The organism is Acuticoccus kalidii (assembly GCF_021556395.1).
Taxonomy (GTDB): domain Bacteria; phylum Pseudomonadota; class Alphaproteobacteria; order Rhizobiales; family Amorphaceae; genus Acuticoccus; species Acuticoccus kalidii.
Genome location: NZ_JAKGCS010000024.1, coordinates 13,491 through 36,646 on the forward strand (window position 1 = coordinate 13,491; position 23,156 = coordinate 36,646).

Annotated in this window: 16 protein-coding genes; 10 read left to right on the forward strand and 6 right to left on the reverse strand. The window is 65.6% G+C overall.

Translation table 11 applies throughout. The features are described from left to right. Positions 1–87 precede the first annotated feature (87 nt). The 4 genes from ccoG (at position 88) to ccoS (ending at position 4,748) form a co-directional block, all read left to right on the forward strand. Entirely contained in the window at positions 88–1,647 is a 1,560-nt protein-coding gene (gene ccoG / locus L1787_RS13555) for a cytochrome c oxidase accessory protein CcoG (RefSeq protein ID WP_235710023.1), read from the forward strand. Next, positions 1,644–2,135, forward strand: coding sequence for a FixH family protein (locus L1787_RS13560; protein ID WP_235709380.1), 492 nt, complete (start codon positions 1,644–1,646; stop codon positions 2,133–2,135). Before ccoG ends, L1787_RS13560 begins: the two co-directional genes overlap by 4 nt. A gap of 68 nt (positions 2,136–2,203) precedes the next feature. Continuing rightward, positions 2,204–4,513: a heavy metal translocating P-type ATPase gene (locus L1787_RS13565; protein ID WP_235709381.1), complete on the forward strand. Its 2,310-nt coding sequence runs from the start codon at positions 2,204–2,206 to the stop codon at positions 4,511–4,513. Between the two features lie 73 nt (positions 4,514–4,586). Continuing rightward, positions 4,587–4,748 (forward strand): cbb3-type cytochrome oxidase assembly protein CcoS, encoded by a 162-nt coding sequence (gene ccoS, locus L1787_RS13570; RefSeq protein WP_235709382.1) that lies wholly within the window; start codon positions 4,587–4,589, stop codon positions 4,746–4,748. An 87-nt stretch (positions 4,749–4,835) separates the two neighbouring features. On the opposite strand, the gene prfB is transcribed toward ccoS, so the two are convergent. Further along, positions 4,836–5,964, reverse strand: a protein-coding gene (prfB, locus tag L1787_RS13575) for a peptide chain release factor 2 (RefSeq protein ID WP_235709383.1) whose coding sequence is annotated in 2 segments (ribosomal slippage) — positions 4,836–5,894 and positions 5,896–5,964 — 1,128 coding nt in all. Because the reading frame shifts where the segments join, the coding sequence is not laid out codon by codon here. Between the two features lie 160 nt (positions 5,965–6,124). On the opposite strand from prfB, the gene L1787_RS13580 reads away from it, so the two are divergent. Beyond that, positions 6,125–6,940 (forward strand): glycosyltransferase family 25 protein, encoded by an 816-nt coding sequence (locus tag L1787_RS13580; protein ID WP_235709384.1) that lies wholly within the window; start codon positions 6,125–6,127, stop codon positions 6,938–6,940. Positions 6,941–7,293: 353 nt separating this feature from the next. On the opposite strand, the gene L1787_RS13585 is transcribed toward L1787_RS13580, so the two are convergent. Together L1787_RS13585 and L1787_RS13590 are read right to left on the reverse strand one after the other, a co-directional pair. Beyond that, positions 7,294–9,768 (reverse strand): penicillin-binding protein 1A, encoded by a 2,475-nt coding sequence (locus L1787_RS13585; protein WP_235709385.1) that lies wholly within the window; start codon positions 9,766–9,768, stop codon positions 7,294–7,296. A 195-nt stretch (positions 9,769–9,963) separates the two neighbouring features. Next, on the reverse strand, positions 9,964–11,148 hold the full coding sequence (locus L1787_RS13590; RefSeq protein WP_235710025.1) for an N-acetylmuramoyl-L-alanine amidase: 1,185 nt from the start codon (positions 11,146–11,148) through the stop codon (positions 9,964–9,966). A gap of 825 nt (positions 11,149–11,973) precedes the next feature. On the opposite strand from L1787_RS13590, the gene L1787_RS13595 reads away from it, so the two are divergent. The 5 genes from L1787_RS13595 (at position 11,974) to aat (ending at position 18,851) form a co-directional block, all read left to right on the forward strand. Continuing rightward, the gene (locus tag L1787_RS13595) at positions 11,974–14,958 is read left to right on the forward strand and encodes an Rne/Rng family ribonuclease (protein ID WP_235709386.1); all 2,985 of its coding nucleotides are present in this window, start codon (positions 11,974–11,976) and stop codon (positions 14,956–14,958) included. 300 nt (positions 14,959–15,258) lie between these two features. Further along, a complete protein-coding gene (locus L1787_RS13600) occupies positions 15,259–16,011 on the forward strand; it encodes a DsbA family protein (RefSeq protein ID WP_235709387.1) in 753 nt (250 codons plus the stop codon). Between the two features lie 382 nt (positions 16,012–16,393). Then, on the forward strand, positions 16,394–16,837 hold the full coding sequence (accB, locus tag L1787_RS13605) for an acetyl-CoA carboxylase biotin carboxyl carrier protein (protein ID WP_235709388.1): 444 nt from the start codon (positions 16,394–16,396) through the stop codon (positions 16,835–16,837). After that, positions 16,837–18,186 carry an acetyl-CoA carboxylase biotin carboxylase subunit gene (gene accC, locus L1787_RS13610; protein WP_235709389.1) on the forward strand — a complete coding sequence of 450 codons (1,350 nt, stop codon included), beginning with the start codon at positions 16,837–16,839 and terminating at the stop codon, positions 18,184–18,186. The genes accB and accC overlap by 1 nt, the downstream gene beginning before the upstream one ends. Then, complete coding sequence (gene aat, locus L1787_RS13615) at positions 18,183–18,851, forward strand: leucyl/phenylalanyl-tRNA--protein transferase (RefSeq protein ID WP_235709390.1); 669 nt, start codon at positions 18,183–18,185, stop codon at positions 18,849–18,851. The genes accC and aat overlap by 4 nt, the downstream gene beginning before the upstream one ends. Here the strand turns inward: aat and L1787_RS13620 are convergent. From L1787_RS13620 to L1787_RS13630, 3 genes are read right to left on the reverse strand one after another with little or no spacing between them, the layout of a single operon-like run. Further along, positions 18,838–19,380 (reverse strand): DUF2155 domain-containing protein, encoded by a 543-nt coding sequence (locus tag L1787_RS13620; protein WP_235709391.1) that lies wholly within the window; start codon positions 19,378–19,380, stop codon positions 18,838–18,840. The genes aat and L1787_RS13620 overlap by 14 nt on opposite strands. A gap of 14 nt (positions 19,381–19,394) precedes the next feature. After that, complete coding sequence (locus L1787_RS13625; RefSeq protein WP_235709392.1) at positions 19,395–20,150, reverse strand: class I SAM-dependent methyltransferase; 756 nt, start codon at positions 20,148–20,150, stop codon at positions 19,395–19,397. A 49-nt stretch (positions 20,151–20,199) separates the two neighbouring features. Then, on the reverse strand, positions 20,200–22,992 hold the full coding sequence (locus L1787_RS13630) for a valine--tRNA ligase (protein ID WP_235709393.1): 2,793 nt from the start codon (positions 22,990–22,992) through the stop codon (positions 20,200–20,202). Between the last annotated feature and the right edge of the window lie 164 nt (positions 22,993–23,156).

The window sequence follows — 23,156 nt, forward strand, 5'->3', positions numbered from 1 at the left end:
TCAAGGAGGCACGGCACGGGCAGGCGTACCGCGAGAGGATCTGGACAGGTTCCAAAGAAGCGAGGCCCGATGATGTCGGGGTCGACGATGAAGGCGCAGTCGCCGTCGGTCGCGACGCCCGTACCCGGACAGCCGGTGAACCCCACCGGCGTCCGCCAGTACGACGTCGAAGCCGTCAATCGCGGCAAGAAGCCGAAACTCTATAAGGGACGCGAGCCGATCTATCCGCGTCGCGTCGAGGGCCGCTTTCGGACCCTCAAATGGTGGATCATGGCGGTAACGCTGACGATCTACTATGTGACGCCCTGGATCCGGTGGGACCGCGGCCCCTATGCGCCGGATCAGGCGGTCCTCGTCGACCTCGCCAATCGGCGCTTCTTCTTCTTCGTCATCGAGATCTGGCCGCAGGAATTTTTCTATGTGGCCGGTCTTCTCATCATGGCGGGAATCGGGCTCTTTCTCGTCACCTCGGCCGTGGGGCGCGCCTGGTGCGGTTATGCCTGTCCGCAGACGGTGTGGACCGACCTTTTCATCTGGGTCGAGCGCCTCGTCATCGGCGACCGGAATGCGCGCATCAAGCTCGACAATTCACCCTGGACTGCAAGGAAGGCCCGCCTCAAAGCGTCGGTGCACGGGATCTGGATCCTGATCGCCATCGCGACCGGCGGTGCGTGGATCTTCTATTTCGCCGACGCGCCCACCCTCGCGGCGCAATTCCTGCGGGGCGAGGCCGCGCCGACGGCCTATATCACCGTCGCGGTCCTCACCTTCACGACCTATTCTCTGGGCGGCCTCATGCGCGAGCAGGTGTGCACCTATATGTGCCCCTGGCCGCGCATCCAGGCGGCGATGATGGACGAGCATTCCCTCACCGTCACCTATAATGACTGGCGCGGCGAACCCCGCTCGCGGCATCAAAAGCGCCTTCAGCGCGAGGGCACCGCGACGGGCGACTGTATCGATTGCAATGCCTGTGTCGCCGTCTGCCCCGCCGGGATCGACATCCGCGACGGTCAGCAGCTTCAGTGCATCACCTGCGCGCTCTGCATCGATGCGTGCGACGACGTGATGACGAAGATCGGCAAGCCGCGCGGGCTCATCTCCTATACGACCCTTTCCGATTATGCCGCCAACACCGCCCGCGCGGCGACCGAGGGGCTCGCGGTGGCGCGCGCCAAACAGGTGCTGCCCGGCTGGCGGGAGGTGATGCGGCCGCGCGTCTTCCTCTATTTCGGGCTTTGGAGCCTCATCGGGATCGGCATGCTCGTCGCCGTCATCGCCCGCGACCGGCTCGACCTGTCCGTCGCCCACGACCGCAATCCGCGCTATGTTCAGCTTTCCGACGGATCGATCCGCAACGGCTATACCGTGAAGATCATGAACATGGAGCCGACGCCGCGCACCTTCGATTTCGGCCTCGTCGGCCTGCCCGGCGGGCTGATGTGGAGCCCGGAAATCGTCGACGAGCCGGCGCGGCGCTTCGCCGTCGAAGTCCCGCCCGATCAGGTCCGCGAGTTCCGCGTCTTCGTGAAGGCGCATCCCGACGACCTCGAAGCGATCCCCGACCCCTTCGCGTTCCGCACGTTCGAGATGGGCGGCGGGCGCGACAGTTCGCAGACCGATGCCGTGTTCGAGGCCCCCCAATGAGCCGCCAGCAAGCGATCCGCCGCTTTCTCCTCGTGAAGGAGTTCACCGGGTGGCACATGCTCGTGATCCTGGTGCTCTTCTTCGGGACGATCATCACCGTCAACATCACGATGGCGATCTTCGCCACCACGAGCTGGACGGGTCTCCTCGCCAAGAACGGTTATGTCGCGAGCATCGACTATGCCCACGACGAGGCGCAGCGCGAGGCGGCGGCCGCGCTCGGCTGGGCGGTTTCGATGCGTGAGGAGAACGGCCTCGTGACGCTCGCCGTCGCCGACCTCGAGGGACTGCCCCTGCGTGCCGGCGTAACGGCGGAGGTGACGCGCGCCGTCACCGGCGCGGAATCGCATCCGCTCCATCTCGCCCCCGAAGCGACGGGCGTGTTCCGCTCCGAAGTCCCGCTCGGCAATGGGCGCTGGATCGTGACGGCGACGATCACGCGAGATGGTCAGTCCGTCGGCTGGCGTTCGGCCTTTAACGTCGACTGAAGGCCGGCGCGCGCCGATACCGCATCCGGCGATGGCGCCGGCCATGGCGAATTGGAGAGAGGTTCGAAATGAGCTGCTGCGGTGATCCGATCGCCGATAGGTGTGCTGGCGCCGGGCCGCTTTCCGCCGACTTCGCGGCCTCGCTCACGAAGGACGGCGACACCTTCCGCCTGCCTCTCTACGTCCCCGATATCCATTGCGCGGCCTGCATCGGGCGGATCGAGACGGCGATCAACGCGATCGACGGCGTCGCGGGCCGGGTGAACTTCACCCGCCGTACGGTCACCCTCACCTGGTCCGATCCCGCCTTCGCCCCCGCCGAGGCGATCGGCGCCTTGCGCGATCTCGGCTACGCGCCGCAGCCCCTCGCCGCGACGGGCAAACTCGACGATCCGAAAGGGACGGAGCTTCTGCGCTGTCTCGCGGTCGCCGCGTTCGCGGCGATGAATGTGATGCTGCTGTCGGTTTCGGTCTGGGCCGGGGCGGACGGGACGACGCGGGCGTTCCTCAACTGGTTCGCCGCGCTGATCGCCCTTCCTGCGCTCGTCTATGCGGCTCGTCCCTTTTTCCGATCGGCGGTGGGCGCGATCCGCGCCTTTCAGCTCAATATGGACGTGCCGATTGCGATCGCGATCGTCCTCGCTGCCGGCCTCAGCCTCGTGAAGACGATCGCCGGCACCGGCGAGACCTATTTCGACGCGGCGATCACGCTCACCTTCTTCCTCCTCGCGGGCCGCGTTCTCGACCATATGGCGCGCGAGCGGGCACGCTCGTCGGTGAACCGGCTCGCGGCGATCCGGCCGGCCTCGGCGCACCTTCGCCATGCGGATGGGCGGGTCGAACTGATCCCGGTGGAATCCGTCGAGGTCGGGGACGTTCTCGAAGTGGCCGCCGGTGAGCGTGTCCCTGTCGATGCGCGCCTTGTGTCCGACCACGCCACCTTCGACGTGTCTCTCGCGACCGGGGAAAGCCGGCCGGTCGACGTCGAGGCGGAGGGCGACATCCTCGCCGGCTCCCTCGCGATCACCGGCCCCATCGTCCTCGCTGCGGAACGGCCGGCGGCGGAAAGCTTCCTGTCGCGCCTCGCCGCACTTCAGGCCGTCGCGGAAACCTCACGCTCGCGTCCGGCCCGTCTCGCCGATCGGGCGGCGAAGGTTTATGCGCCCGTCGTCCACCTCGCCGCGCTCGCGACCTTTCTCGGCTGGGTGCTGGTCGGGGCGAGCCCGGGCGACGCGCTGACCACGGCGATCGCGGTCCTCATCATCACCTGCCCTTGCGCGCTCGGCCTCGCGGTGCCGGCGGTCCATGTCGCGGCATGCGACCGGCTGTTCCGGCGCGGCCTCATCATCAAGGACGGCGCCGCCCTCGAACGGTTGCGCAATGTCGATGCGGTCGTCTTCGACAAGACCGGGACGTTGACCCTTCCCGAACTCGACCCTGCCGCCCCCGTCTCCGACGAGATGCTCGCCGCAGCGGCCGCGCTCGCCCGGCACTCGACGCATCCGATGTCGCGGGCGATCCTGCGTGCGGCCGAGCGCCGGCATCTGGTGCGCCGTCCGTCCGTCCTCGCCGCGGGGGATGCGGCGCGGATGCAGACGGCCCTTCCCCACGTGACCGGCGTCGTGGAGCATCGGGGGCGCGGCGTGAGCGGACGGCTCGGCGAGGAGCGCGTCTTCTTGGGGCGCGGCGAAGCCCCTTGGGGGGGCGGCGCCGGGGACGGCTTTCATCTCGCCTTCGAAGGTGGGCGGACGGTGCCCCTTGCGGTGATCGAGACGCTCCGTGAAGGGGCTTTCGCGCTGGTGAGCGATCTCCAATCGAAGGGGATGACCGTATCGATCCTTTCGGGCGATACGGCCCCCGCGGTCGCCCGCGTCGCGGAAGCACTCGGGATCGAGAGTTGGCGCGCCGGCCTTTCTCCCGCCGACAAGGTGGCCGTGCTCGACGCCATGAGCGCGAACGGCGCCCGCGTTCTGATGGTGGGCGACGGCCTCAATGACGGACCGGCGCTCGCCGCCGCCCACGCCTCGATCGCCCCGGCCGAAGCCTCCGACCTGTCGCAGACGGCCGCCGACATCGTGATGACCCGCGACCGGCTCGACGACGTGACCGAAGCGCTCGGCACGGCACGCGCCGCCTATCGGCGCATTCTGGAGAATTTCGCCGTCGCGGCGGGCTACAACTGCATCGCGGTCCCGCTCGCCGTTCTCGGCTATGCGAGCCCACTCGCCGCGGCGATCGCGATGTCGACCTCGTCGATCGTCGTGATCTTCAACGCGCTTCGCCTCCTTCCCCGCCGCACGTCGCCGCCCGAGGGCGCGGCGCGGGTGGACGCGGGCGCGCGCGTTGACACGCCGCTCACCTACGCGCCAACCTCATGATCGCGCACCGCCCCGATGAAATCCGGCCGGGCGCACCCGTCATGCCGGTTCGCGCGAGCCGCGGGAGGTTTGAATGTCCATTCTGATCGTTCTCGTTCCGGCGGCCATCTTTCTCGGCTTTCTCGGCCTGCTCGCCTTTTTCTGGTCGGTCCGCTCCGAACAATATGACGATCTGGAGGGCGCCGCGCGCCGCATTCTCGACGAGGCCGATCGCTCCGACTATGGGCGCCGCTAGCGTTCGCCGGGCGCGCGCCGCCGATATAAAAAAGCCTGCCGCGTCGCGCCGACACGGCAGGCTTTTTCGCGTCTCGGCGGATGCGGCTCAGTCGACGTCTTCGACTTCCGTTTCCGTGCCATAGGCGCGCTGGGCAAGGCTCGCTTCCATAAAGGGCGTGAGCTCGCCATCGAGGACATCGCCGGGAGAGGTCGATTCGACGCCGGTCCGCAGGTCCTTCACCAACTGATAGGGTTGGAGAACATAGGAGCGGATCTGATGGCCCCAGCCGATATCGGACTTCGATTCGGCCTCCGCCATCGCCTTTTCCTCGCGCTTCTTGAGCTCCGCCTCGTAAAGGCGGGCGCGCAGCATGTCCCACGCCGTGGCGCGGTTCTTGTGCTGCGAACGCTCGTTCTGACACGCGACCACGATCCCCGTCGGGATGTGGGTGAGGCGCACGGCCGAGTCGGTCGTGTTGACGTGCTGACCGCCGGCGCCCGAGGAACGGTAGGTGTCGACGCGGACGTCCTTCTCGTTTACCTCGATGTTGATCGTGTCGTCGACCACGGGATAGACCCAGATCGAGGCAAAGCTCGTGTGGCGGCGGGCGTTGGAATCGAACGGCGAGATCCGCACCAGGCGGTGCACACCCGATTCGGTCTTCAGCCAGCCATAGGCGTTCTCGCCCTTGACCTCGATGGTCGCGGACTTGATGCCCGCCTCTTCCCCGTCATGATATTCAAGGGTCGAGACCTTGAAGCCGTTCTGCTCGGCCCAGCGCAGATACATGCGCAAAAGCATCGAGGCCCAGTCTTGGGACTCCGTGCCGCCGGCGCCGGCATGGACTTCGAGATAGGCGTCGTTGCGATCGGCCTCGCCGGACAACAGCGCGGCGATCTGCTTCTTGCCGAGATCCTTCTGGAGCTGGACGAGCATCGCTTCGGCCTCGGTGATGACGCTCTTGTCATCCTCCATCTCGCCGAGCTCGATGAGTTCCACGGCGTCGACGAGCTCCTGCTCGATGCCGTTGATCGTGTTGATCTGGGTCTCGAGCCTCTGGCGCTCCTGCATCAGGCCTTGGGCGCGCTGGGCGTCGTTCCACAAAGACGGGTCTTCGGCGGCGGCGTTCAGCTCTTCGAGACGTTTGACGGCATCATCCCAGTCAAAGATGCCTCCTCAGCAGGCTTATGGCCTGCTTGATTTCGTCGACCAGCGACTGAGTTTCTGCTCTCACGGACATGAACTCCCGATAGCGTGTACGTGCGGCGAGGCTTAGCGGACCAAACCCCGTGCGGCAACGGCCGCCCCCGAGATCTGGTGCGTCCGTCCCGCCTTGACAGGGGGGCACCCCCTCCCCCAATCCGCTTTCATGTCTGCCAGAAAGGTTTCGATCCATGGTCCGGGCCGTCGTCATCAGCCGTCTCACCGATGCCAGACGGCGTCGCTATATCGAGGAGACGGTTCCGGCGAACTGGACGTGGTCCTTTCTCGATGCGGTCGACGGGTTTGCGCCTGAGACGATCGCGGCGGACCTCCATTCGCTCGTCGCGCCCACCTTCTGGGGAAATCCGCGTTTGAAGCCGGGGGCGATCGGCTGTTTCCTCTCCCATTATCGAGCCTGGGAGATGTGCGCGGCGGGAACGTCGCCGCTCGTCGTGTTCGAGGACGATATCGCCGTCGGACCGAACCAGGACTTGAATGCCGCCGTCGACGGGGCCCTCAGTGGCGGGGATGCGGACGTCGTGTTCGTCAACCGCAGTGTGGTGCGGTGGCGCGAGCAATTTTTTGCCGAAACGATGGCGACGCAACCGCCGGTCGCCGCTCTTGCCGTCGTCGTCGAGGGGCTCGTCTCCGCCGGTGGTGTCCCCCGGCCCAACGGGCCCGGCGGCTATGGATATGTGCTGACACCCGCCGGGGCCGAGACCTTGTGCGCTCTCGCACAGCGTGTCGGGACCGTTATCGGCGTCGACTGGTTCCTCGTGGCAGCGGGGATCGCCGGGACGGATCTTGCGGACGGAGAATGGAAGACGCCGGCGCACGCGGTCCGCTGTCTCGGCGGCGTGGATATGCCGCTGCGCGTCGGGATCGCCGCGGATTGGCTGGTGGGTCGCAACAACGTCAAGGCGGGCGATTCGGTGATCGAACACGGCAATGCGGTCGACGCGGCGGCCTATCGCGAACGATTGGGCCAGGAGTGCGCCGCCGATTGACGCGGAGGCCACGCGCCGGCTGGGGCCGGCCTGATGTGTGACGTGTCGGGGACGCTGAGGGGCTGCGAGCTGCTTGGAGGGCACTAGCCACGATAGTCACGGCTTTGCCTATGGGCGGCGCCGACCGGTCGGTGGCGCGGTGAGGCGTGAACCCGGCCTCGGCTCAGTCTCTCGGGACGGACGAAGCGATGGCGTTCATCCCATGGACAAGGGACGGGCGGGCCGCGTCTTCCGAGCGTGTTTCAACATGAACCAGGTCGCCGGCGCGATGGACGCCGACGGGGTGCGCGGTGCGACGGGTGATCGGCCGCGGCTTACATCGGAAGGCCTCAGCCTTCCGATGAGCGGCGTCCTCAGTAAAGGCCGCCGGTTCCGGAGAGGACCGCGCGCTCCGACTCCCGCGTGATGCGGCGCTGGCTCGGCTGATTGTCGTTGAGGCCGATGATCGAGAACGTGTCGCCCGGCGCCGTGCCCGGCTTGAACGCTTCGAGAATGACGCCCGGACCGGAGCCGGAGACCTGCCGACCCGACGTGCGGTCGACCGGGATCAGTTTGATCCCTTCCGGTACGCGGAATTCGATGCCCGGCTTGCCACGCAGCGCATTCTGCATGAACTCCAAAAAGATCGGTGCGGCGAGCTGGCCGCCCGTGGAGCCACGGCCCATCGGCCTCGGATCGTCGTAGCCGACGAAGACGCCGGCGACGAGGTCCGGCGTGAAGCCGATGAACCAGGCGTCTTTTTCTTCGTTCGTGGTGCCGGTCTTGCCGGCGACGGGCTTGCCGAGCGCCTTCACGCGGGTCGCGGTGCCGCGCTGGACGACGCCTTCCATCATCGAGGTGATCTGATAGGCGGTCATCGGATCGAGGACATATTCGCGCTCGTCGACGACGGTGGGCGGCGGCTGATCGCGCCATGCGGTCGCGCCGCAGCCGTCGCAGCGGCGGTTGTCGTGCCGGAAGATGGTGCGACCATGACGGTCCTGAATGCGGTCGATCAGGGTCGGCTGAAGCCGCTGGCCACCATTCGCGATGATCGCATACGCGCCGACGAGACGCTTCACCGTCGTCTCGCCCGCGCCGAGCGACATCGGCAAATAGAGGCCGAGATTGTCGTAGATGCCGAACCGCTCGGCGTATTCGGCGACGAGCGGCATTCCCATGTCCTTGGCGAGGCGCACGGTCATGACGTTACGCGAACGCTCGATGCCGGTGCGCAGCGTCGCCGGACCGGCGAACTTGCCGCCATAGTTTTTCGGACGCCACACTTCCCGGCCCCGCACGATCTCGAGCGGCGCGTCGAGAACGATGGAGGACGGGGTATAGCCGTTGTCGAGCGCCGCGGCGTAGACGAAGGGCTTGAAGGAGGAGCCGGGCTGGCGCCAGGCCTGCGTCGCACGATTGAACTCCGAATCGGCGAAGGAGAAGCCGCCCTGAAGGGCGAGAACACGACCGGTGTGGGGGTCCATCGCGAGGATGGCGCCTTGGATCTCCGGCACCTGGCGCAGAAGCCAGCGGTTTTCCTCACCGTCCCGCTTCTCGACATAGACCGCGTCGCCGGGGCTCAGAATGTCGCTCATGCGGCGGATCTGGCGATAGCCGCTCTCGTCCTTGCGCCGGCCGGAGCGCCACGCGACATCCGCGAGCTCGATGCGGCCGCGCTCACGCTCGGTCGAAATCGCGCCCCAGACTTCGCGCCGCGGCTGTAAGCCGATGATCGCCTCGTTGCCGTTGACGGACAGCACGACGCCGATCTTCCACTCCGGCACATCGGACAGCGCTTCGACGGAGGCGATCTTGGGGCCCCAATCCTCGCTCGGCGTGAGCTCCAGATGGCTGATTGCGCCGCGATAGCCGGTTTTGCGGATGTCGATCTCGATCAGTCCGTCCATCAGCGCCTTGCGGGCCATTTCCTGCAGCTCGGGATCGAGCGAGGTGCGGACCGAGAGGCCGCCGCCATAGAGAGCCTCGTTGCCGTAGAGCTCGATCAGCTCGCGGCGGACCTCTTCGGCGAAATATTCGGAGGCGAAGAGATATTGCGAGCGGGCGCGCGGCTTGACCTTCAGCGGCTCGGCCTGCGCCTCGCGGCGCTCTTCGTCGGTGATCACGCCTTCGAGCATCATGCGCTCGAGCACCCAGTTGCGGCGTTCGATCGCCCGCTCGGGGGCGCGGAAGGGGTGGTAGTTGTTCGGTGCCTTGGGAAGAGCGGCGAGATAGGCGGTCTCGGCGAGGGTCAGCTCGTGCACCGACTTGTCGAAATAAACAAGCGCGGCGGCGGCGACACCATAGGCGCCGAGACCGAGATAGATCTCGTTCAGATAGCGCTCGAGGATCTCGTCCTTCGAGAACGCTGCTTCGATGCGCAGCGAGAGGATCGCCTCTTTGACCTTGCGCTCGTAACTCACCTCGTTGGTGAGGAGGAAGTTTTTCGCAACCTGCTGCGTGATCGTCGACGCGCCGACGGGCCGGCTATCGGTCCCGCGATTGCGCAGGTTCGTCACGATGGCGCGCATGATCGCCTGCGGGTCGACGCCCGAATGCTCGTAAAAGCCCGCGTCCTCGGCGGCGAGGAAGGCGTCGCGGACACGGGTGGGAATGGCTTGGATCGGCAGGAACAAGCGCCGTTCGCGCGCATATTCGGCGACCAACGAACCGTCGGCCGCATGAATGCGCGTCATCACGGGCGGCTCGTAATTCCGCAGAACGTTGACGCTCGGCAACCCATCGGACAGCTGGGATATATAGATGCCGACGCCGGCAGCGGCGATCAGCCCGAGCACGGAGCCGAGCGAAAACAGAAAGCCGAAGACGCCGACGAAAAATCTGAACACTGTTACGCGCCCCCCGAAGGTGTACCGTCACGACGTCCATTAAGGACGCTTACACGCTCGCGACGTTCCTCGATCGCGTATCCTATCATACGCGAGTCGGGCCTTGTTGTCGTCGCGAGTCCTCGCACCAGTGGCACTAATCAAAAAACGCCCGGTCCAGCAAGCTGCAGACGGGGTGGATTTGGATCGCTCGCCCTATTGTGTCGCAGATCGGTCGCCCAAGGCGCGGCTCTGTGCGGTCTCGGCCGGACCTTCGAGCAAAAAGGTCTCGATCGCCGCCGCCACGGCATGGCTCGCCTTTCCTTGCCATTCGGGGTCGAGGAGGCTCTCCGCATCCCTCTCGTTGGTGAGATAGCCGAGTTCGAGAAGGACCGACGGAATGTCGTGTGCCATCAGCACACGAAAGCGTGCATAGCGGTGAGGATGGGAATTCATTCGCACCTTATCGCCGAGCGATCCGATCAACTCTTCGGCAAAGGCGAAGGAGAACGACTTCGTCTCACGGCGCATGAAGTCGGCGAGAATGCCGCTCACCTCCTCCTTCAGGTCGGGCTCGATCGCGCCCGAAATCTCATCGGCGAGATTTTCGCGGGCGGCGAGCGCGGCGGCTTGAGCGTCGGAGGCGTTTTCGTTGACCGTGTAGACGGTCGCGCCGTGAACATAATCCTGTGGCGCCGCGTCGGCGTGGATCGAGACGAAGAGGTCCGCACCGTAGGCCCGCGCGATACGGATCCGGCGGTTGAGCGAGAGAAACCGGTCATCCGATCGGGTGAGGCGAACGGTGATGCCGGGTACGCTTTCGAGTTCGGCCCGGATCCTCTTGGCGAAGGCGAGCGCGATATCCTTCTCCTCGACGCCGGAGGCGGTGATCGCCCCCGGATCGATGCCGCCATGGCCGGGATCGAGGACGACGACGGGGCCTTCGGCGCGGCCACCGATGGCCGGCGTCTCCTCGCCCGCGACGGCACTCGCGGCGTTTGCGGCGTTGGCGAAGCGCTGCGGCTCGGCCTCCTGAAGATCGAGGACGAGGCGGCCGGGGCGACCGGCGAGCGAAGGAAGATAGAATTGCCTCGAAACGAGGGCCGGCCGGGCGAGATCGAACACGATGCGACCGGCCGTCGGCGTCAGCGCCCCATAGCGCCAAGCCTTCACCAGCCCGGTGGGGGCGACCGCATCGTCGAGCCCGAACGCGATATGATCGAGATCGATCACGAGGCGCGGCGGATCCTCCACCACGAAAATTCTGTGGCTCGGCTCCTCGGACAATTCGAGGACGAACCGCGTCCCCGACTCGAGCGGAGTGAACGCGGCGCCGGTGGCCGACATTTCGGCGCGAGCCGGCAGCGATGCTGCGGCAAGGATGCCGACACAACCGATCATCACGGCAATCGCCGTGCATAGTGTTGCGGAGATCTTTCTAAGGCGCGGGCTGATCACCATATCAGCGATGACCTCGTTCGACGTGGCGATGCCGCTGATGTTTGGCGGTCGCCTGTGGGATCCAGTCCGCCGCAAGCGCATGAGTCCATACCACTTGGGCTATAAAGCGTGTTGTGGACAACAATCTTTGCCGATAGGTTGCTTTCCGGTCACCTCGGCACGATTCGGGGTGACTGGAGCGCCGGCCAGGCGCGCCGACAGTGCTTGACCCCTTGCAGCGGAATTGTCGCAGCGGTGCGAGTGCACGCGTGGCCCACTGGTTCGGGGAAGAGTACGCGCCGAGGACGGTGTGTCCACCGTGTGGCGCAGGAGACGACTGACGGATGCCATTGGTGTTGGGCTTAGGATGGACTGGAACCGCGACGGGCAAGACCCGGCGGTTCGGCGTCGCCTATCGCCCGCACGGAACCACGCCCGCCAAAACGGCGTGCGCTGGCCGTCTCGCTCCTGATCCTCGCGTCGTGCTTTCGCTTCGAGATTTTCGTTTGCCTTGCGTCCGGTCAGGTTCGACGCAATCGACCCAACCTGTTTCCGCGGTGCGGACGACGTCCGTTGTATTCGTCCCGGCCCAGCCGGCGACCGTCGCCTTCACCCACGTTCGTGCCCCGGCCTTGGCGCCTGGAGCCCTATCATCGGCGCCTCAGCCCCCGTCCGGCCATTGTCCGGCTTCGGGTGAGCGGCGCCTTTTTTCCCAGACAAATCCGTTCCGCTCGAACGCGGCCCCCGGCTTGCACGCCGGCCGCTCGCGGGACTTGGAGTTCATTCATGTCGAACAAGATGCTAATCGATGCCATCCACCCGGAGGAGACGCGCGTCGTCGTGGTGCGCGACAAGCGGGTGGAAGACTTCGACTTCGAGGCGGCCAGCAAGAAGCCACTGCGCGGTAATATCTATCTCGCCAAGGTCACGCGGGTCGAACCCTCCCTGCAGGCCGCGTTCATCGAGTATGGCGGCAACCGGCACGGTTTCCTCGCCTTCAGCGAAATCCATCCCGATTATTACCAGATCCCGGCCGCCGATCGCGCGGAGCTTCTCGAGGCCGAGCGCGAAGAAGAGCGTGAGGAGGAGGCCCCTGCCCCCGCCAAGCGCAATCGCCGTCGCACCCAGCGCGGCAGCCGCCGCAACGACGCCGCGAGCGAGACCGCCGCGCCGGTGAGCGAGGCCGCGACCGACGACGTCAAATCGGCCGACGACACCGAAATTGGCGACGCGCCCGTCGCGCTCGCCGCGGACGAACAAAGCGTCAGCACCTCGGCGGACAGCGCCGGCTTCGATGTCAGCGACGAAGCCGACAATGTCGACACCCCGGCGATGCTCGAACGCGCCGTCGAGCAGATCGAGGAGACGATGGAGGCCGATATCGAGGCCGCCGTCGACATGCCGATCCGTGAGATCGAAGTGACCGAGCCGGCGGTCGAGGCCGCGCCGGCGCCGGCCGAGGCGCCCGAAGAGGCCGCTGCCGCCACCGGCGAAGAGGCCAAGTCGGACGAGGGCGAGACTCCCGAGGGTGAAGAGCCGGCGAAGAAGCCCCGCCGCCGCCGCACGACGCGCGCCAAGAAGTCCGACACCGGTCTCGCCGACCCGCAGGTCACCGAGGACGATGAGAGCGAGGACGACGAAGCGCGCGAGGAAGAGGCGAACGCCGTCACCTCGCTCGGCAGCTCCGACGCGCTCGAGGAGATCCCGGAGCGTCGCCGCAACCCGCCGCGTCGCAACTACAAGATCCAAGAGGTGATCAAGCGCCGTCAGATCCTGCTGGTGCAGGTCGTCAAGGAAGAGCGCGGCACCAAGGGCGCAGCCCTCACCACCTATCTGTCCCTCGCCGGCCGCTATTCGGTGCTGATGCCGAACACCGATCGCGGCGGCGGCGTCTCCCGCAAGATCACCGACTCGGCCGACCGCAAGCGGCTCAAGAGCCTCGTCGGCGAACTCGAAGTGCCGGAAGGCATGGGGATCATCCTGCGCACGGCCGGCGCTGCGCGCACCAAGACGGAAATTCGGCGCGATTTCGAATATTTGCTGCGTTTGTGGGAGAGTGTTCGCGAGCTGACATTGAAGTCGGTCGCGCCGGAGCTCGTCTACGAGGAAGGCAATCTCGTCAAACGCGCGATCCGCGATCTCTATAACAAGGAGATCGATGAGGTCCTCGTCTCGGGGGACACGGCCTATCGGGAGGCGAAGGACTTCATGCGCATGCTCATGCCGAGCCATGCGAAGAACGTGAAGCAATATCGCGGCGCGACGCCGATCTTCACCGGATATGGCGTGGAATCGCAGCTCGACGCGATGTTCTCGCCGCATGTGACGCTGCCCTCGAAGGGCTATATCGTCATCAACCCGACCGAGGCGCTCGTCTCGATCGACGTCAACTCGGGCCGGTCCACCAAAGAAAATTCGATCGAGGACACGGCGCTGAAGACGAACCTCGAGGCCGCCGACGAGGTGGCGCGTCAACTTCGCCTTCGCGACCTTGCCGGCCTCATCGTCATCGACTTCATCGACATGGACGAGAAGCGGCACAATCGTGCCGTCGAAAAACGCCTCAAGGACGCGCTGAAGCTCGATCGCTCACGCATCCAGGTCGGCCGGATCTCCCCGTTCGGCCTGTTGGAGATGAGCCGCCAGCGCATCCGCCAGGGCATGGTCGAGACCTCGATGGTCCCCTGCTCGGCGTGCGGCGGAACGGGCCATGTGCGCTCCACACAGTCGGTCGCGCTGTTCTGCCTGCGTTCGCTCGAAGAGTATCTCCTCAAGCAGTCCGACCATCACATCACGATCAAGACGTCCGCGGCGGTGGCGCTTTATATCCTCAACCAGAAGCGGTCGCATATTCAGGCCCTGGAAGAGACCTTCAAGCTCAATATCGGCGTCGATGCGGACGAGACCTTGTCCGGCCAGCACATGGAAATCGTGAGCGGGGCGCTGGTCGATCGCACGATCGGCGAGCAGCCGCCGACGACGCAGATCGCCCCCGACGCCGTCATCGTCGAAGAGGACGAGGATACGAACCTCACCTCCGACGAGGACGAAGCGCCGGGCGAGACGTCTGGCGATGCTTCGGGCGGCGAGCGGTCGTCACGGCGGCGCCGGCGGCGTCGGCGGCGCGGCGGCGGCTCCGACGAGCCGCGTGAGGCGAACGCCCGGGACGACGATCAAGCCGACGACGGCGAAAGCTCGGCCCAGGCCGACGGCGACGAGGATGGCGACGGTGAAGGTGACGGGGATGGTGACGGCAGCGACGAGCGTCGTGGCCGGCGTCGTCGCGGACGCCGCGGCGGTCGCCGTCATCGCCGTGAGGACGAGGAGATGACGGCCGAAGGCGATGCCGACGCAGCGGCCCGCAGCGACGACATCGACGCGACCGAGGACGCCGCCGACACGTTGGTGGCCGATGCCCCGAAGGACGTCGTCCATGTCGACATCGAAGACGGTGTGAGCGGCGAAACGCCGATGCCGTCCGAGGTGTCCGCGGCGGCCGATGCGGACGAGCCCGCCGAAGCCGTGGAAGCCGCCGACATCGCGACGCCGGAGGCCGACACATCGGAGGACGAGGCGCAAACGGCCGAGGCTGCGCCGGCGGAGGAAGCCCCCGCCGAAGCGAGCACTGCCGATGTCCCCTCGGACGAGGAAGCGCAGCCTGACGATGTGGCAGCAAGCCAGACCGTCCAGGAGACGCCGGAGCCTGCCCAAGCCTCGCAGCCGAAGGAAAAGCCCCGCGCGGGCTGGTGGCAACGCCGCTCCTTCTTCTGATTTCCGAACCGAGCCGACAGAGCGACCGAGTGTCCGACCCCCGAGAGCGGGTCGGACACTCGACGCCGCGCATGGTTGCGGTCATGGTCTGGCGCAAAGCTTGAGCGGGGCTTACCCGCACGCGACCTTGCGGAAACAGAATCGGCCTTCGTGCGATTTTCACCGACGCACCGTGTGTGCGACCTTCAGGAAAAGCGCAGCCGTTCGATCGCCGGAATGTGAGCCGTCGCGATCAGGGCTGATTTCATGACAAGCGCCGTGCGCGCTAACGGGATGAGACCTCCATTGGGAAAGGCCGTTATGACCCGAGTTCTTGCCACCCTCTTCGTCGCCTTGGTCGCGGCGGGCAGCGTCCCGGCGTCCGCCGAAGAGACGACCCCGCTGACGCGCGGCGATGTGGAGACGATTGTCCGCGAGTATCTGCTCGAGAATCCCGAAATCCTCGAAGAGGCCTACGGGGTGTTGCAGACCAAGCGCCAGGCCGAAGCGGCGAAAGAGCGTACCGCTTCGCTGGAGACCCATCGCGAAGCGCTCGAGTCCTCGCCCCATAGCCCGGTGCTCGGCAATCCGGACGGCGACGTCACCCTCGTCGAGTTCTTCGACTATAATTGCGGCTATTGCCGCCGCGCGATGGAAGATCTCGACCGGCTGATCGAGAGCGATCCCAACTTGCGGGTGGTGTTGAAGGAATTTCCGGTTCTCGGTCAGCCGTCGATGGAGGCGGCCGCCGTCTCGATCGCGGTCCAGAAGCTCGCCCCCGCGTCCTATGCGGAGTTCCATGACCGGCTCCTCGGGAGGGACGGACGCGCCGATCAGGCGGTCGCGCTCGAGATCGTCAGCGATCTCGGCCTTCCGCGTGCCGAGATCGAAGCCGAGCTTCGGTCCGATTCGGTGCGCGCCGCGGTCGAAGAAAGCTATGAGATCGCCCAGGCGCTCGGCCTCTCCGGAACGCCCTCTTACGTGATCGGCGACGCTGTCGAATTCGGCGCCGTCGGCTATGACGCTCTGAAGGCCCGCGTCAACGAGGCACGTTGCGGCCAGGCGACCTGCTGACCGACCGGTCATCCGCCAAAATCGGGCTGTCCACCTCGCGAACGGGTGGACAGGCTCCGATTATTTTGTGGGTGAGCAAAACCGGAGTTGACCACTCGCCACCGTGAGTCGTTGCGAAACGGCCTCACCTTCAGCTACTGGACGAGTGAGCGACGAAAACCCACCTGTCTCGCGGCCGCTTGGCAATTTTCCGCATCGGTGGCACGTAGGCGCTCCGAAGGCGTGATAGGCCGGGTCGGCGCATTGTATTATCGGCGTCGCGCGATCGTCTGCACGGACGAACTCGGCGGACGCCCGTCTTAACCATTGGCGCGGGTGGGATCCCCGCGCGCTGACATGAGAGGGCACGGCGTGCCGGCACCCGCCGGCGACGTTCATCCTTATGGCGAAAACCCCAACGATAGACGAAGCGGCAATCCGAACTCTCGCCGCGTTGCTCCACGAGACGGACCTGTCGGAGATCGAGGTCGTACACGGCGACAGCAAATTGCGCGTCGCCCGCAACCTCACCAACACCGCAATCATGCCAACGGTCGCCTCGGCCCCGTCGGCACCCGCGGCGGCCCCTGCCCCCGCTGCCGCCAAAGGCGGTGAAGGCGCGGTGCTCTCTCCGATGGTCGGCACCGCCTATCGTGCGCCCGAGCCGGGCGCCCGTCCTTTCGTCGAAGTCGGTGACAGCGTACGCGTCGGCCAGGTGGTCATGATCGTCGAGGCGATGAAGACCATGAACCAGATCATCGCCGAGAAGGCCGGCACTGTCCGAGAGATCTACGTGGAAGACGGGCAGCCGGTCGAGTACGGCGAGCCCTTGCTGGCGATAAGCTGATGTTCCGCAAAGTCCTCATCGCGAATCGCGGTGAGATCGCGCTGCGGGTTCAGCGAGCCTGCAAAGAGCTCGGGATCGCCACCGTCGCGGTCCACTCCACCGCCGACACCGACGCCATGCATGTCCGTCTCGCCGATGAATCGGTCTGCATCGGCCCCCCTTCGGCGAGCGAGAGCTATCTGAACATCCCCGCGATCGTCGCCGCCTGCGAGATCACCGGAGCCGATGCCGTCCATCCGGGCTACGGCTTTCTGTCCGAGAATGCCCGCTTCGCCGAGATCCTCGAAGCGCACGACATCACCTTCATCGGCCCGACGGCCGAACAGATCCGCACCATGGGCGACAAGATCGAGGCCAAGCGCACCGCCGCCGCGCTCGGTCTGCCGGTCGTTCCCGGCTCCAAGGACGCGATCCGGAGCGACACAGAGCTCCTGCGCGTATGCGAGGAGATCGGTTATCCCGTCTTGATCAAGGCGGCCGCAGGCGGTGGTGGTCGCGGCATGAAGATCGCGCTGTCGGCGGACGAGGTCGTCCAGGCTGCGGCGAGTGCCCGTGCCGAAGCCAAGGCCGCCTTCGGCAACGACGACGTCTATATCGAGCGCTATCTCGCGACCCCGCGTCATATCGAGATCCAAGTGCTCGGCGACGGCAAGGGCAATGCAATCGCTCTCGGCGAGCGCGACTGTTCGCTCCAGCGGCGCCACCAGAAGGTCTGGGAGGAAGCCCGCTCCCCCGCGCTCGACGAGGCCCAACGGGAGGCGATCTATCACACCTGCGCCGACGCGATGCGGAAGATGAATTATCGCGGCGCCGGCACGATCGAGTTCCTGTACGAGAACGGCGAGTTCTTCTTCATCGAGATGAACACGCGCCTCCAGGTCGAGCATCCGGTCACCGAGATGATCACCGGGATCGATCTCGTCCACGCCCAGCTGAAGATCGCGAGCGGCGGACCGTTGCCGATCGCCCAGGAGGATATCCGCTTCCAGGGCCACGCGATCGAATGCCGGATCAACGCCGAGCATCCGTCGACCTTCGTGCCGTCGCCGGGCGTCATCACGCATTATCACCCGCCGGGCGGTCTCGGTGTCCGCGTCGATTCGGCCGCCTATCAGGGCTACCGAATCCCGCCGCATTATGACAGCCTGATCGGCAAGCTCATCGTGCACGGTAACAACCGGGTGGAGTGTCTGATGCGGCTACGGCGCGCGCTCGACGAGTTCGTGGTGGACGGGGTGAATTCCACGCTGCCGCTGTTCGTCGACCTGATCGAGCATCCCGATATTGCCAACGGTCATTACGACATTCATTGGCTGGAGCATTACCTCGCCAAGGAAAAGGCCGCATGACGACATCTCCGGACAATATTGTCCTGGAGATCACGCCTGAGGTTCTCCTCAAGGCTTACGCCTGCGGGATCTTCCCAATGGCCGAATCGGCCGAAGATCCGGGTCTTTACTGGATCGAGCCGGAGCGGCGGGGGGTCCTGCCGCTAGACGCGTTCCATGTTCCACGGCGGCTCGCTCGGCTCGTGCGGCAGGATCGCTTCGATATCCGTGTCGATACCGCGTTCGCAGACGTCCTCGACGGCTGCGCGATGCCGGCGCCCGACCGCCAGCGGACATGGATCAACCATCGGATCCGGCAGCTCTATCTCAACCTCGCCGAACTCGGCCACGCCCATTCAGTCGAGGTCTGGCTCGATGACGAACTCGTGGGCGGTCTCTATGGCGTCCGGTTGAATGGTGCGTTTTTCGGGGAATCGATGTTCTCGCGCGTGCGCGACGCGTCGAAGGTGGCGCTTGTCCACCTCGTCGGGCGATTGCGGCTCGGTGGCTTCGCACTTCTCGACGCCCAGTTCATCACCGACCATCTCAGCCAGTTCGGTGCGGTCGAGATCAGCCGGCGGCAATATCAAGCCCAGCTCGAAACGGCGCTGGGCGTGAATTCGGCCACCTTGCCCAGCGGTCAGATTGACGGCGAGACGATCCTTTCCGCCGTCAATCCTCGATAACGTCGGGCTCTTCCACCGGCGGCGGCGCTTCGCGGAACGGCTTCGGACGCGGCATCCCGATCCAGCCGTCCGGTCGCTCGATCAGCCCGAGTGGATCCTGGTCGGCGTACTTTTCCTCGTCGAACCCCGGCGGCGGCGCGACGTCCGAGGACACCGTGCAGTCCTTCAGCCACACGTCATAGACCGGATGGTCGACGGCGTTGAGGCCAGGGCTCGCGGCGAACATCCAGCCGGTGAAGATCCGGCGGATATGGGAATCCAACGTGATTTCGTCGACTTCGGCGAACACCATCGTGTTCGGTTCCTCGGTCGGCGGTTGTGTGAGGCACGTGCGCGGCGTCACCCGCAGCGCGCCGAACTGGACGGTTTCGTTGATGTAGACGTCAAATGAGATGATCCGTCCCGTCACCTTGTCGAGGCCGGAGAAGACGGCGATCGGATTTTCGATCGGATCGGCCTGCGCCGTCGAGAGACCGATAAGGCCGGCGCAGACAGCGCCGATCGTGATCCGGGTTGCGCGAAACACCATACGATTGAGCGCCCTTACACCGCTTTGGCGATGAACCGAAGCCGCACATAGTCGGCCGTCCATCGCCCCGCCTCGTCACGCAAGGTGTGGGACAGAAGCTCTTCGATTTCGTTGAGAACGATCGGCGCGTTGTCGCCGGCACCGTCGAAAAAAGGCTGGCGGAAGGTGCGGACCCAGCCTTTGAGACCCGTCGGCAGTGGCGTCGGACGCGGGATCAGCGCGATCCGCTCGACCGAAAAGCCATTCGCCGACAGGAGTTCGGCGTAAGCGTCGGGCGTCGGAAAATACCAAGGGGAGGCAAGCGCCGGATCGATACCATGCTTCGCCCCGATTGCATGGAGCGCCGTCACGATCGCCGCGACGTTCGTGTGCCCGCCAAACTCGCCGACGAAGCGTCCGCCGGCCTTCAGCGCCCGGCGGACGCCGGCGGCGACCTCGGCCGGACGCGTCATCCAATGGAGAGCGGCGTTGGAGAAGACGGCGTCGAATTCGCTTTCAAAGGCGAGTTCGTGCCCGTCACCGAGCCGGGCGTCGATCCCCCTCGCCTTCGCGGCATCGACGAAATCGGGGCTGCCATCGACGCCAACCACCACGGCACCAGCCGCGACGAGCCGTTCGGTGAGTGCGCCGTCGCCGCAGCCGAGATCGAGAATGCGCTCACCCGGTTGCGGGTCCAGCCACTCGAACACGCCCGTCCCGAGATCGGACACGAAGCGTGCATTCTCCTCATAGGAGTGGGCAGACCAGGTCTGCCCTTCGATGACACTCAATGGCTCACTCCACGATGCGTTCGGGCGGACCGGATCCGCCCTCGACGCCTCAGGCTACCGGATCCAAACGCCCGATGGCCGCATTCAGCTTGATAAGACGCGCCTCCGCCTCTTGCCGCTTATCACGCTGCTCCTCAACCGTCTCGGCGTCGGCCTTCTCCAGAAATTTCGGGTTCGAGAGGCGACCGTCGATCTTCTGGATGTCCTTCTCGATCCGCGTCACTTCCTTCGACAGGCGCGTGCGCTCCGCATCGAGGTCGACCAGCCCTTCGAGCGGCAGGCAAACGACGACATCGCCAACGACCACCTGCGCCGAATTCGGCGGCGCCACATCGGAGACGCTGACCGCGGACGCCCGCGCCAGCCGCCGGATCGCCGCGTCGTGGCGGAAAAGCCAGTCCTCGTGCCGCTGCGCACCGCCGACGACGACGATCTCCGCCTCGAGCGACGCCGGAACATTGGATTCCGACCGCACGGAGCGGACATTCGCGACGAGGTCGACGATGAAGTTGATCTCGGCCGCCGCCGTGTCGTCCGTGTAGCCGGCATGAGGCCAACGCGCGTGGACGAGCAAGGTGTCCCGCTTGATGCCGGATTGTTCCGCCGTCACCGTCCAGAGCTCTTCCGTGAGGAAAGGCATGAAGGGGTGGAGGAGCTTCAGGATCTCGTCGATCACATAGGCGGTGGTCGCCTGGATCTCGGTCTTTTCCGGGCAATCCTCGCCCATGAGGACAGGCTTGGCGAGTTCGAGATACCAGTCGCAGAAGGTATTCCACGTGAAGCGGTAGATCGCCGCCGCCGCGTCGTTAAAGCGGAACGCCTCGATCGCTTCCGTCACCTGCTCGCCCGCCCGCGTCGCCTCGGTGAGAACCCATCGTGACTGCGTGGTCTCGACGCTGTTCGGATCGAAATTCGGATCGATGCGGCAGGCGTTCATGTCGGCGAAGCGGACAGCATTCCAAAGCTTCGTCGCAAAATTGCGATAGCCTTGGACGCGCGCCTTCGCGATCTTCACGTCGCGCCCTTGGGCCGCCATCGCGGCGAGCGTGAAGCGCAGCGCGTCGGCGCCGAACTCGTCCATCAACTCCAGCGGATCGACGACGTTGCCCTTCGACTTCGACATCTTCGCGCCCTTCTCGTCACGGACGAGGGCGTGAATGTAGACGGTTTCGAACGGCTCGCGATTGAGGAAGTGCATTCCCATCATCATCATCCGGGCGACCCAGAAGAAGATGATGTCGAACCCGGTCGACAGAACGCTCGTCGGATAATAGCGGCGCAGTTCGGGCGTCCGCTCAGGCCAGCCGAGCGTCGAGAATGGCCACAATGCCGAAGAGAACCAAGTGTCGAGCACGTCCTCATCGCGATAGAGGACGATCGCGCCGCCGTCCCCACGCTCCCACGCGGCGAGCGCTTCGTCTCGTTCGGCGAAGGTGACGCTCTCGCGATAGTGCAGCTCGGCCTGCCGGCGAACGTCGGCCTCGGTCCGCTCGACGAAGATCTTGCCGTCCGGCCCGTACCATGCCGGAATTTGATGCCCCCACCAGAGCTGACGGGAGACGCACCACGGCTGAATATTCTCCATCCAGTCGAAATAGGTCTTCTCCCAGTTCGCCGGAACGAACTGGGTTTTCTTCTCGCGGACGGCATCCATCGCCGGACCGGCGAGACGCTTGGCGTTGACGTACCACTGATCGGTGAGGAACGGCTCGATCGGCACGCCGCTGCGATCGCCGAACGGAACCTGGTGGACGTGCTTCTCGATCTTCTCGAGATAGCCGCCTTCCTCCATCCTCGCGACGATCCACTTGCGCGCCTCGAACCGGTCGAGCCCGTCGAGCGCGTCGATCAACGCGGCCAAAGCCGCATCGTCGAGACCGGCGAGGAATGCCTCGTTGCCCTTCAGCGAAACGGCCGCCTGCTCGTCGAAGACGTTGATCAGGTCGAGCTTGTTGCGTTTGCCGACCTCGAAGTCGTTGAAGTCGTGTGCGGGGGTGATCTTCACCGCGCCCGTGCCCTTTTCCGGATCGGAATAGGCGTCGGCAACGATCTCGATCTCGCGACCGACCAAGGGCAGGACGACTTTGGTGCCGACGAGGTCCGTGTAGCGCTCGTCGTCCGGGTGAACGGCGACGCCCGTGTCGCCGAGCATCGTTTCAGGCCGCGTCGTAGCAACGACGATGAAGGTCGACGGATCGTCAGGATCGAACGTCTTACCGGCGAGCGGATAGCGGAAGTGGACGAGCTCGCCGTTCACCTCCTTCGATTCCACTTCGAGATCCGAGATCGCCGTCAGGAATTTGGGATCCCAATTGACGAGCCGCTTGTCGCGATAGATCAGGCCCTGCTTGTGCAGGCGGACGAAAACGGTGAGGACGGCCTCGGACAGCCCCTCGTCCATCGTAAAGCGGTCGCGCGACCAATCGCAAGACGCGCCGAGGCGGTCGAGCTGGCCTTTGATCGCGCCGCCGGATTCGGCCTTCCACTGCCAGACCCGATCCAAGAACGCCTCACGGCCCATTTCGCGCCGCGTCGGCGCACCTTCGGCCGCGAGCTGCCGTTCGACGACCATCTGCGTCGCAATGCCGGCATGATCCGTTCCGGGCTGCCACAAGACATCTTTGCCGCGCATCCGCTCGAAGCGAACCAGCACGTCCTGCAAAGTGTTGTTCAGCGCGTGCCCCATATGGAGCGACCCGGTGACGTTGGGCGGCGGAATGACGATGGAGAACGTCTCCGCGTCCCGTTCCGCGCCCGCACCGGCACGGAACGCTTCAGCCTCTTGCCACACATTGCGGATCCGCGGCTCGATCGCCGCCGCGTCGTAAGTCTTCTCGAACATCTTGCTCACCCTTGGACGGTGTGCGTACGGCTCCCGCACACCCCCCGTCAATGCGCACACGCGGCAACGACGTCGCGGAACGCTTTGCCCGCGCCGCAGTCACCGAGAAGTCGCACCCATCCGGGGGTAAGAGCCATATGGGACGGGTCCACCGCAAGGCGAAG